This is a genomic window from Janthinobacterium algoris, assembly GCF_051380935.1.
GTDB lineage: Bacteria > Pseudomonadota > Gammaproteobacteria > Burkholderiales > Burkholderiaceae_D > Janthinobacterium.
In genome coordinates, this window is the sequence record NZ_JBNYXZ010000036.1 from 1 (window position 1) to 10,909 (window position 10,909).

Annotated in this window: 15 protein-coding genes; 3 read left to right on the forward strand and 12 right to left on the reverse strand. The window is 53.0% G+C overall.

Annotated elements, in window-relative coordinates; all coding sequences use genetic code 11:
• Positions 1-510 (forward strand): hypothetical protein (locus tag ACQ4W7_RS28845; protein WP_436535136.1); only part of this gene is annotated, 510 nt, incomplete at its 5' end.
• A 116-nt stretch (positions 511-626) separates the two neighbouring features.
• On the opposite strand, the gene ACQ4W7_RS28850 is transcribed toward ACQ4W7_RS28845, so the two are convergent.
• The 12 genes from ACQ4W7_RS28850 to ACQ4W7_RS28905 all read right to left on the reverse strand — a co-directional run bounded on the left by ACQ4W7_RS28850 (position 627) and on the right by ACQ4W7_RS28905 (position 9,608).
• The gene (locus tag ACQ4W7_RS28850; protein WP_436535138.1) at positions 627-854 is read right to left on the reverse strand and encodes a hypothetical protein; all 228 of its coding nucleotides are present in this window, start codon (positions 852-854) and stop codon (positions 627-629) included.
• A gap of 346 nt (positions 855-1,200) precedes the next feature.
• Positions 1,201-2,490 (reverse strand): type II secretion system protein GspD, encoded by a 1,290-nt coding sequence (locus ACQ4W7_RS28855; protein ID WP_436535140.1) that lies wholly within the window; start codon positions 2,488-2,490, stop codon positions 1,201-1,203.
• Positions 2,487-3,641 (reverse strand): zonular occludens toxin domain-containing protein, encoded by a 1,155-nt coding sequence (locus ACQ4W7_RS28860; protein WP_436535142.1) that lies wholly within the window; start codon positions 3,639-3,641, stop codon positions 2,487-2,489. Before ACQ4W7_RS28860 ends, ACQ4W7_RS28855 begins: the two co-directional genes overlap by 4 nt.
• A 1-nt stretch (position 3,642) precedes the next feature.
• On the reverse strand, positions 3,643-3,945 hold the full coding sequence (locus tag ACQ4W7_RS28865) for a hypothetical protein (RefSeq protein ID WP_070345888.1): 303 nt from the start codon (positions 3,943-3,945) through the stop codon (positions 3,643-3,645).
• Between the two features lie 10 nt (positions 3,946-3,955).
• Positions 3,956-4,336: a hypothetical protein gene (locus ACQ4W7_RS28870; protein ID WP_436478211.1), complete on the reverse strand. Its 381-nt coding sequence runs from the start codon at positions 4,334-4,336 to the stop codon at positions 3,956-3,958.
• Positions 4,337-4,389: 53 nt separating this feature from the next.
• The gene (locus tag ACQ4W7_RS28875) at positions 4,390-5,925 is read right to left on the reverse strand and encodes a hypothetical protein (RefSeq protein ID WP_436535144.1); all 1,536 of its coding nucleotides are present in this window, start codon (positions 5,923-5,925) and stop codon (positions 4,390-4,392) included.
• A gap of 66 nt (positions 5,926-5,991) precedes the next feature.
• Positions 5,992-6,207: a major coat protein gene (locus ACQ4W7_RS28880; protein ID WP_086145741.1), complete on the reverse strand. Its 216-nt coding sequence runs from the start codon at positions 6,205-6,207 to the stop codon at positions 5,992-5,994.
• A 299-nt stretch (positions 6,208-6,506) separates the two neighbouring features.
• Positions 6,507-6,593, reverse strand: a complete 87-nt coding sequence (locus ACQ4W7_RS28885; protein WP_226936322.1) for a tail virion protein G7P-2 — start codon at positions 6,591-6,593, stop codon at positions 6,507-6,509.
• A gap of 21 nt (positions 6,594-6,614) precedes the next feature.
• Positions 6,615-6,953, reverse strand: a complete 339-nt coding sequence (locus ACQ4W7_RS28890) for a single-stranded DNA-binding protein (protein WP_436535146.1) — start codon at positions 6,951-6,953, stop codon at positions 6,615-6,617.
• Between the two features lie 105 nt (positions 6,954-7,058).
• Positions 7,059-8,888, reverse strand: coding sequence for a replication endonuclease (locus ACQ4W7_RS28895; RefSeq protein WP_436535148.1), 1,830 nt, complete (start codon positions 8,886-8,888; stop codon positions 7,059-7,061).
• A 38-nt stretch (positions 8,889-8,926) separates the two neighbouring features.
• Complete coding sequence (locus ACQ4W7_RS28900) at positions 8,927-9,214, reverse strand: hypothetical protein (protein WP_436535150.1); 288 nt, start codon at positions 9,212-9,214, stop codon at positions 8,927-8,929.
• Positions 9,215-9,395: 181 nt separating this feature from the next.
• Positions 9,396-9,608 (reverse strand): hypothetical protein, encoded by a 213-nt coding sequence (locus tag ACQ4W7_RS28905; protein WP_128089153.1) that lies wholly within the window; start codon positions 9,606-9,608, stop codon positions 9,396-9,398.
• Positions 9,609-9,682: 74 nt separating this feature from the next.
• Between ACQ4W7_RS28905 and ACQ4W7_RS28910 the strand changes: the two genes are divergently transcribed.
• Positions 9,683-10,261: a hypothetical protein gene (locus tag ACQ4W7_RS28910; protein ID WP_436535152.1), complete on the forward strand. Its 579-nt coding sequence runs from the start codon at positions 9,683-9,685 to the stop codon at positions 10,259-10,261.
• The gene (locus ACQ4W7_RS28915; RefSeq protein WP_436535154.1) at positions 10,242-10,853 is read left to right on the forward strand and encodes a phage integrase; all 612 of its coding nucleotides are present in this window, start codon (positions 10,242-10,244) and stop codon (positions 10,851-10,853) included. Before ACQ4W7_RS28910 ends, ACQ4W7_RS28915 begins: the two co-directional genes overlap by 20 nt.
• The last annotated feature ends 56 nt before the right edge of the window (positions 10,854-10,909 follow it).

The window sequence follows — 10,909 nt, forward strand, 5'->3', positions numbered from 1 at the left end:
GCCAGCGGCGCCACTCGCGCCTCGGCAATGTTCCGCCCGCGTTGTTTGCTGAAAAATTCAGCAAACAACCACAGGCGGCTTGAAACAAGAGTGTCCGCTATTGACAGTACACCTCAAGCCTCCCGGCGAACTTTGTCTGACAAATCTGCTTTCTTCTTGTTAAATTCGGTGACGCCGGCGCCTAGCAACGACGCGGCGGCACCAAATAAGGCGCCAGCAACTGTCGGTACGACATTCGTAAAAAGTAAGAGGCCGCCGGCACTGAATAGGCAGCCGGACAATGCAATGTGTGGATTTCGTGTTCCCATAGCGGCAATGCGATTGATGGCATTCTTTGCTTTAGATCCCAGGTTCTGCATTATTTCTCCGTCGCTGGATAATCCCTCCTTTTTAGATCATGCTAAAAGTAGAGATTATTCTCAAAAAGAACATTGTATCTCTATCGGATTGGCTTTCGGCCCGCCCGCAGAGCCAAGTAGCGTCGAATCGAGTGTCAATTTCAGACGTTAATCAAAGGCTACTTTCGAATGCGAATCACTTATGGGTCTATGATGGTTTGAATGCGAGTACTTAGGGTCAACACAGTCTCGCCAACTCAATGTCAGCGCAAACATCCGAAAATAGAATCATGCATACAATCCAAGTCGGCGCAATTCAAACTTCAAGGCGACCTGCTGGCCTGACATCAAAACATTCTCTCCTTCGCGCCAATCGCCACAATACACATCGTCAGCATTTACACCAGCGGCGTGTAGCTCATGAGCCAGGTCAAGCAAATCGGAGCGCTCGATCAAACGCCCATCTTCCATCTTGGCGGCGAAACCGGCATCAGTCAGGCGAACATATGTTTTCATTATTTTTCCTTTGATCATTGGTATGGAGCAACGATTTCCCATCGCCTTTGTCGCGTCGACGTGAGTTCCGACAGCTAGGTATCAGCGACTTTTCACGGTAAATTCTCGTTGATAAAACCTGTCAAGGCTTTCAAAGTTTCCTGACGGACGAAGCCCAAAATATGTACGCATAAACACTCAGAAGTCGAGTGCGCGTCGTGATTGAGCCGAGTTGCCATCCTCATTTAGTTGAGCCTTTAACCCGTCCAACCATCCCATGATAATCCCAGAATCGCAACAACATACGGCGATGAAACGCTCGTTCATCATCCTGTTGCAGCTGTTGCAAATAGCAATACAATTTGCCCTAGTCGTCTAAGACCTTTGCAGATACCACGAGCACTAGATCGGTCTGAGTCTTGCTGTCCGACCCAGCGGACCATGATGCAGGCAGGAAACTCAACCCGGATTTCGATTCCGACGACTGGGTATCCTGCAATCCGCCCAGCAGCATTACGTCACCATCTTTAAGACCTACGGTGGTGGTCAACTGGCGCAGGATGAGTGTCGGGGACCCGATAAGCCCGCTACTATTCGCTTTAAAGCTACTGATCTGCGCGTCCACGTCCAGGCTAATCTCTCCGCTCCCCAATACGCGAGGCAAGGCGTCGATGATGACCCCGGACGGCGTATACACGATGTTTTGAACCCGATTGCCTGCATTGTCGTTGCCACTACTGGAAACAGTGGCCGTCTTGTCACCCACCGTCAATTTAAGCTTGGTCCTGTCATAGCCAACAAGACGGCTGTTCGTAACCTGTTTGAAACGGGTATCGCTGTTCAGCGCATCAATGACCAGCTCAAAGCGTGTGTTCTTCAGACTGATGACCGAACCCGAATTGGTTGTACCGAGCGAGGCTCCTAGCTTGGCCCCCAGAAAGGAGGCCGCCAATGAAATGCCACGGCCAGAGCCGCTGCTGTTAGTGACTTCAATCCACGATGCCGAGACGTCGACCATCTTGGCGTGCGTATCAAGACTGCGGCACAACGAAAGCATCTTGGAAACAGCTGCTTTAGAGCCAGTAAGCACCACCAATTCGCCAGCGACGGTGGCAGCCTTGGCACCGAAACCAGCGGCGACAACTGCGCTCACAAATTCGCTGGTCCTGTGAATGGGCGCAAAAAGTTCCGATTCTTCGTCTTCTTTCCGCGTTTGAAAACCTGCGGTATCTGGCAGCACGTGACCAGCGATGCCAATGGGCGCGATTTGCGGGCTAGTAATGCCCAATGCCTGACTAGCCGAGTGCGCAGGTAGCGGCTGGCTCGCAATTGCATCCTGCGGGCCGATCTCACGATTCAGCGACAGGTAGTAGATGCCGCCCTTGAGCGTCGTCGTAATCCCCTCGCGCAGCAGCAGGTCTTCAACGAAGCGTGGCAGCTCGGCGGCGTCGATGTTCTTTACGTTGATCGTAATTCGTTTGTCGATTCCGATAACGTCGGGGGATACCACGAAGTCCCGGTGCATGATCGCCTTAAACATAGCTTCGCCGAACGCCATCAGCGGCGTGGCATTGAAGCTCAGTGAGACAGGAGCCGGGGCCGGGGCGGCAATCGCCAAGACTGGGGCAAGGATCAGGGCCGACAGAAAGCGCCTCATTGCGCGCCTCCTCTGACCCACAGTCCCGTTTCGATTTCGGCCTCCCAGCCGCTGGCACCAGACTTGAAGCGCAGCGGCGATACAACACGGCCATCGGAGAGAACCACGCTCACCGAACCGGAGTTGGTAAGAAACCCTTTACCGGTAACGGTCTCGGAGAACTTGACCGGCTTGGCAGCATCGGCCACGGCGGCAGAGGGGGTGAAAAACATCGGTCTAAGTACATGGGAGCCTACGCCCCCAAGTACGAGGCCAAATATTAGAGCGATTGCGAGAAACTTGGTCATGTGCTTGTGCGGTGGTTTGGGAGGAATCGGGCGGACTGCGAGAAGTTCGTAGTCCTGGGGAATACGTACAGGGCCAACGAAGCCAGGACGGATGCCGGTGCGTGACTGCAAGTGCCAGCTAGGCAGCAAGCAATGGATAGCATGCGGGTAACTGTCCGAGAACACTTGTGTGGTGTTATAGGCCCGGTTCAAGTCATCACCCCGGAAGTGCCAGCGGTCGGCTACGACGCCATCCGGAGAGCAACCGAGACGCACCACGCCGATATGCATGCGGGGCAGTGAGCCGTCGCTGAAGCCAGCCGTGATCAGCTTGAAGGCGGCCGAAACAAACGGCACTTTCATCCGGTCGAGGCGACTCATGCGCACCACGTACTCGAACAGGCTGTCGCGCAACTGCTTGTCAATCTGGCTGATGTTCTGGCAGATGAAATACACATCCCATCCGTACTTACGTGCATGGATTGCCCATTCCAGCAGATCCTTACGTCCACCAGCTTGGAAGTCCCGGGTATTTAACCAGGACGCGCATTCGTCGAGGAACAGCGCCCCGTTGTGCGACTCGTCGAAACCGGGGAGAAGCTGCGGCGTGGGCGGCGTGTACTCGAACCCCTTTGCGGTGTATTTGAGCACAGGCTCGAAGTCGATGAAGCGGTTGCCTGAGCCGATGGCGTACAGGTCCGCCGACGTGGGTTTGTCCGGCACGCGAATAACAGTCTGCTTCGACTGCCCCGGCATCATATGTTCCATGAACACGTCACAGTTTGTCGCAACGCGTTTGCCAGCGCGCAGGTAGTCGCGCAACAACTTCATCGCGCCCTTGCCCTTGCCGCTTCCGAGCTTGCCGGTGATAGCGTAAACGGCCATGTCAGATCAGCTTGTCGAGGATGGTCTTCTTGTACGTGTATAGGGCACATGCTGCCCACACGCTGCAATACACGCTGGCGAGCGTGTACGTGACCGGGTTGAATGCAAGCGACAAGCCCACAGCGAAGTTAGGGTGAGACTGGCTAATGCCTTGAATGACGGGACCGCAAACAACGTTTGCGCAGACCTGGCCAGCGGCCCATAACGCGGCAACCATTGCCGTTAGCGTGGTGACGGCCCAAACGCGCATCCCAACTTTGGCGGTATTCTCGAAGCCGAGATAACCAATAAGAGTTGCCCACATGATGATGCTCCTAGTTGACGGCCAGTGCGGCCCGGATTTGCTGAACACAGCCCAGCAGACAGAAGAAAGCCAAGACGCCATTAATGAACGTCTGAAAAGTGGCAAGTGGGGAGCAAATGTCCATCATCACCGCACCACTACCATTGGGGCCATCGATCATGGGATTGACGCAGGCCGCAGTCGGAATTTTTGGTACAAACGACCAAGTGAAACGGTTCGATGCGACATTAACCTGCGACTGAGAATAAGTATTCCAAGAGCCGATATTGTCCGTGTTCGATTTCGTGTAATCGGTTGTGGCTTGATCGGCAGGTGCAGTGACTTGGCAACGAGGCTGCGAAGAGCCGCCACATGCCGAGCTAGTGGTCTGCGCATTGGCCGAAGCTGTCATTGCAAGGCCTATGACGGATAAACCCAGCATTAGGAAATGGAATCGCCTCATGATCAGTCCCGAATGGCAGATTGAATTTGGTTAACACAGCCGTAAACACACAGCACACCAAGCACAGCGTTGATAAAGAACGAGAGGCGGTCAAACCAGACGCAAATATCCATGTTGATGGTAACGTTGCCTATGGGACTTTTGAGCGACGGATTTTTACAGACCGCGGTAGGTATCGAGGGAATGAAAGACCAGTTGAACTGACTTGAACTAATCGCATCGAGCTTGCCCTTCATGCCCGTGTCCGCAGTACGGTTGGCGGCGTTGGTATCACTGGACTTAATATTAGTGGCATCGTCACGCGCAAACTCAACGCTGCACGCGCTTTGACCGGGGCCGCCACAACCCAAGCCGTTGTCAGGTTTCTCGGGAGGCGTAATGTTGACGTGAACGATGACATAGCCACCAGTACCAGGATCATATGCACCTGTGTCGAGGCCGGCCTTGCTGCCATCCGACTTGGTAATGCTAATGTCGAAACCGTCTCCAGCATTGGCCCCCACTTCAATAGACTGCGAGCCGTCTTGGGATGTAAGCGTCAGATCCGTGGTGTCGTTCAAACCATCACATGCCGGGTTAGCCTTGTCCGTCATGAATGCCTTAGACGCCGGATCGAACAGAACCTCGCAGGTGGTGCCAGCTGGTTTCTTGACCTTGGTGGCGTCGGTAAGGCCGCACTGATAGCTACCACTAATGTCCTGGCCTCGATCCACATAGCCTGGATCGCAGACCAGCGTCACATTCGTGGCCTGATCGTAAAGGTAGGCGATGCTCACATACCGCATCGTCCCGGAGCAACACTCAATAGCTGCGGTATTGATGTACTTATAGCCGTTGAACTGGCCGAGATAGTTCTCGGTGGCCCGCAGAGGCGCAAGACAATCTGTCTTGGCCGCGCAGGTGGTGTGTATGGCGATGAACGGAATAGCCTTTGGCTGAGCCGGTGTCTTCTGCGGCACGACTTCGATACCGGTCACAGGACCGCCACGGGCCACGGAACCATTGTATTGCGCAATCTGAATGGCCGGGTCAACGCCAGCAGCTCCAACGTTGGACTCACGCGGGGCCTGGGTCAGTACGCCGATATCACCAGGACCTACTGGAACGCCAGGGATACCCTGCGCGCTGGACGGTGGTCCCTTACCCGACGCGGCGATGATGGGCTTCGGCGTCACATCGCGCTTGCCACTACCTGGGGCCGGGTCGGAGAACTTCTTTGGATCAGGATTTTCTCGTTTTGCATCAGGCTTAAGACTAACGGTGATAGCTGGCTTGGGAGCCTGTGCGGCAGGCATCGATGGAGGCTTGTTATTACACATACTCGTATTGATACTTCCAAACTTATTGCACTCATACCACATAAATGCAGATATCGAGCCAGTCACCCCGGCAACAATATCGCTGATGAGAATAGAACCGTACGTGATCTCTAAAAGCCAGCCCGCAATCAATGGAACAATCGCCTGAGACCGGATTGGCACGAACGCAAGCGTGGCAGATACAAATAGGATGACGACAGTTTTCTTGAACGATGCCATGGAGTGGATGCCATATAAAACGGCCAGGTGATTAAACGCTGGCCGCAAGGTAAATCGGGAAAAAGATTAGCCAGCTTTACCAAACGCTTTCTTCATCATCTTGATGCCCCAGAAGCCCCCCGCAACCAACACGGCGACCGCGAAAGCAGCAGTGATATAAGTTTGCGCCTGCGCGGACAGCGCAGTAATGGCCTCAACGCCCGGATCGCCAGCTGCGAAGGCTGCACCGGTAGCGGCCATTGCGGAAGCGGCGACCAGCGCCTGTTTAGTGATTACTTTCATGTGTACTCTCAAAAAAATGCCATTAATAAAACCCCGGTTTGGCGAAGCCGGGGAGTACTTCGGAAACTTTGTCTTGGTAAGTCAGGGGTTAGTCAAGCGACTCGATAGCCTGACGCGCAATACGTCGAATCGCGCCCCCTGCATAACCCAGACCAAACGCCGTTAGACAGTAGCCGACAACCTGGTAAATAGTCATTTGTGGCCCACAATCCGATGAATGACGTACTTGATAAGATAGACGGCGGCGACAAATAGTCCTGTCAGGAATAGGATCGGCCCGAGCGACTTGAACAGGCCAGTCATCGCTGTCCTCCGGCAATCCAACCGAGAGCGAACAAGACAACTACTGCAATTGAAATCACAACTTCAGATGAGACAGCATCCATGCCTTCCTCGCCTAGCAACGATTACTCTTCGATGAGATCGAGCGTATGCTCAACCGGCACTACCTTCACAACCTCACCGGTTTGCTTATCCTTCGTTTCATACGGCTTGCGCTGGAAACCGCCCAGCGCACACGGTACTGAGATTTCCTCGCCCTTATCGCCCAGACGAGCTTTGCTACGAATCTCAACCATCTGCGGCCGCGAATAGACATCGGCCGCAGGCGTGATCACCTGTGTGTAGCGCTTTCCCTCATATGATTTGGAACCCTCGATACGACCGCTCACCATCACTTGCATCGCCTTGACGGCCTGATAGCTCTTCTTGTCGTCCACCTTCATCATTACGTTCGATTCCGCCATTTTTATTCCCCTAAACTATCTGCATAATTTCCGGCTTGCGTGGTACTTCTCACGATTGCGCGCCGGTACATAACACAATCGCTTGCTAAACCTTTGAAGCTATTTCTAATTCACTGATGGCCTGCGCAAGGTTGTGACGGGTACCTCATGGCGCTCCCTATATTTTTCGCGCAGGTATTCCAAGTGCAAGCTGGGGGCACTTGGTGCCCGTTTCCGATGCCGCACATAGACAGCGATGTGATCCTGCTTGACGCATCGAGCACCAGTGCGGTCAAAACTCCGGGAAGCGTCGAAGGACGGGAAGATAATTTTATTTTTTGGCCGATACGCTGGCTCTGCGTTTACTGGTGGCGTACACTTATTTACACTAGACCAAGTAGAAGCAGAGGCGGCAGCAATTCGAGTCCAGGGCGGGGATGAGCAGACCCCAATTTGAGAATCGAACGAGGCAGACACAGCACGTTCTCCAGGCCCGCTGATGGTCCATTGATAGCGCACTGATTCATATACGACATGCGGCTGCGCCACCCAACATACGCCAACAGGCTTAGAGATCATTTTTGCAACGTAGCGCCCCTTAAAGAATTGTTCACGGCATACCAGCTTGATTGCCGCATTGCGGCCGCACGTTGGCCCACCCATGGCCCATATAAAGCGGGCGAAGCTAGCTTTCTGCGCCACGGCTGGGTCTTCGGATTCGATTTTCTGGCATGCTTGATATGCCTCGCGAATAACTTCCGGCGCATGCTGGACGGCATCTGCAGTCAGACGGCGTACCTCGCGCATAACGGTGACCGATGGGCCGCCTATTTGCTGGAACTGACGAATTCCATTCAACTGTGCCCAGAGCGTGACGCGTTTGGATGGCGTAAATTCCATGTTTCCAAGATTGTCACTGGTGATGACATAAGTACGACCATCCTCGAAGGCATGGTGTTCACCAACGCCATAGCCGTCGATGTTCTTGCTTACGTACTTAGCTATGTAGCCCGCTGCGCTACCATTACCCGCTTCGATGTTGATTAGCTTCACGCGGTTTTCATGTGAGCCGTTTTCGCCCTCATCCTCTTTAAGCGCGTAGGCAGTGACGATCATTTCCATGTCATTGACACGTGCCGGATCGACAAACAAAAGCATGTGCCAATGAGGGCATCCATCCGTGTGTGGTTCAGCAACGCGAAAGCCATATGGTTTAATCCCTGCACGATGGAGTGCAGCGCGTATACACGCCCAAACCTTACAAAGGTATGCCTGTGCCTGGCGCGTCGTGAAGCCTTTGTATTTCTCGTTCGTACCGCCGACACTATGAAATTTGCTGGGACACGTGATGGTCCAGAACATGGCAACGTGGCCCAGTACACCCGCCGCTTCTTCAAAGCCGCGTATTCGCAGCATAAGTTCGCCGCGACGCAATGTTTTGTTGCCGACGCCCTTTGAGGCCAGTTCAGCCAGCGTATAGACGTCGCCGTTTTCGTTGACTGCCTTACATGCTTCGAGCAGTTTTTGATTCTCGCGGTTGCGGTGTTCTTGCATAATCGCGGACTCACGGCTGATATATGGGTCAATGTGCTTGCCAACTAATCCAAGCTGCTTGGCGACGTGATCAAAGCGGCGCTTAAATTCAGTGCGAATATGGCGTAGCCACCAACGCTTATCCAGTGCACGATCAACAATCTCCAATACAGTCTCACCGCAAGGCACAGCCACGCCACGGCGGCGGCACACCATACCAATTGCAATCAAGATCGCGTCGTCAGTCAATACCCGATTACAGATTCGGTGACATTCGCGCACGGCCGCATCGGCGGCGTGGTGAAATGCACCTTCGCCCGTCAGCACACCAGCGGTTGCGAGTGGCACGCGTTGGTCGTCGGCGAGCACCGCCTCGATAACTTTATTCTTCTTCTCATCCAGGCCGCCGAATAGGCGATGCATAGCATTTGCCATACGCGATGGGATACCCATATCAAGCATCAATGCACCTGAGATACGGGATTGGCCGAGCGCTCACAGCACATACATTTTTGTATGATCGTTAGCTCACTCAGCAAATTTTGAAGCGCACTCCAAACGATATCTCGCTCTGATGCATCAAAAGACATGAGGTCGCTATTAGCGCGCTCCACAGGAAAATTTGCCGCTTTAACGGCGACAATCCGAGCTGAGATTGATGCACGCGACCAGTAAATGGTACGAACAGCTTCTGCATCAACAGCACGAATAGGCGGGTTTAAGCTAGCCATTTGCACGGAACTCTTCATGCCAGGTTCTCCTCGGAAGTCAAAGTACTCTGACAAACAGGTCCGCCCTCGGCGGACACACGGCAAAATTCGCCCGCACCCGCTACCGCGTGCACGTTCGAGCTTTGCCATGTAGCTGTACCAGGAGCGTTAACAACCATGAAAAACGCACAATCAGCTTTACGGAGAGGGAGAAATTTAGTCACAACGAGAACTCCTGACCACGTTGTGCGGCATGCATGCGAACAGCCTCAACATTCACGAATACCCTCTTACCGATGGTTACCTGCGGCCAATAGCCTCGCTCACACTGACCGACTAAAACACCGAGTGGCAGGCCAATAGCAGACGCAAATGCTTCGCGCGTCATCAATGGCACTGGAATCGACTGGAAATTTACTTGAGAATTGACCATAATGATCCTAACATTCGCCCAAAACGTACTCTGCCGAGTACTAATGGTACGCACATTAATACCATACATACCCAATGTCAAGCTCAAAAACCCTTTTTGATAGATTTCAGGCGCTTATTAGTGCCAAAACGCATGAGGCACGTCGCTTTAAAGAACTAGAGGAGGTATCTGGAATCGCCGCAGTCAGCTGGCGGAAAGCATTCACGAAGGGGCAACGACCTACAGCTGAGATGATCGAAAGCGTCAGTAAAGTATGGCCAGAACATGCATTTTGGCTAGTAACTGGCACCCCTGATCCAGTCGCAGGTCACGTTGGCATCGCCACCAACAAGGACGAAACGCTCGACTATTTAGGGTTGTGGGTGGACAAAGCATCACCCTATTCCAGTCGCTTTTTCAGAGAAGTAATTTCCACGAGGGAAGTAATTGACCAACGCAGGAACGACAAAGGGGACGGAGGAATATCCAGCGCGGAGAGAATAGCCCTAATCGGCACGGAAGAAATGCGCTTCAAAGAAATTGAACATTACATTTCAAGCTCTAGGCAAGCGTGGAACACCGAGGAATATCCAGGATCGGAGGAGAACTACTTAGATGGTCTTCCAGATTTCAGACAAAAGGTTGGCAAAATAGATGGCGATCAAAAAAAGTAGTAATGGATGGTTAGTAGACTCTCAACCGAGCGGTAGAGGAGGAAAACGCTTCCGGAAGACATTCAAGACGCAGGCAGAGGCGAAGGCGCATGAGGCTTGGCTCAAGTCTCAGGTAACTCAAGATGCAGATTGGGCACCGAAGAAGAAGGACCTAAGAAAGCTATCTGCCCTGATTGGCCTATGGTTCGATTACCACGGCACTGGACTCAGTTCAGGGGTGGATACCAAACAACGCTTGCTCTCAATGGCTAACGCGATAGGTGATCCCATTGCCAGCAATTTCAGTGCAAGCATGTTCGCTGAGTACCGAACAAAACGGCTTGAAGCAGGTCTGTCTGCGAATAGCATGAACCGAGAACACGCTTATCTACGCTCTGTCTTCAATGAACTGGCAAGACTAGGCTACTGGACTGCAGAAAATCCACTTGGAAAATTACGGCAGTTCAAGGTCCAGCAAACTGAACTTTCATATCTAACCTACGAACAGATAGAAGAGCTGTTGTTAGAACTAAAAACCGCACAAAACCCACATGTGAGGTGTACTGTCAATAGCGGACACTCTTGTTTCAAGCCGCCTGTGGTTGTTTGCTGAATTTTTCAGCAAACAACGCGGGCGGAACATTGCCGAGGCGCGAGTGGCGCCGCTGG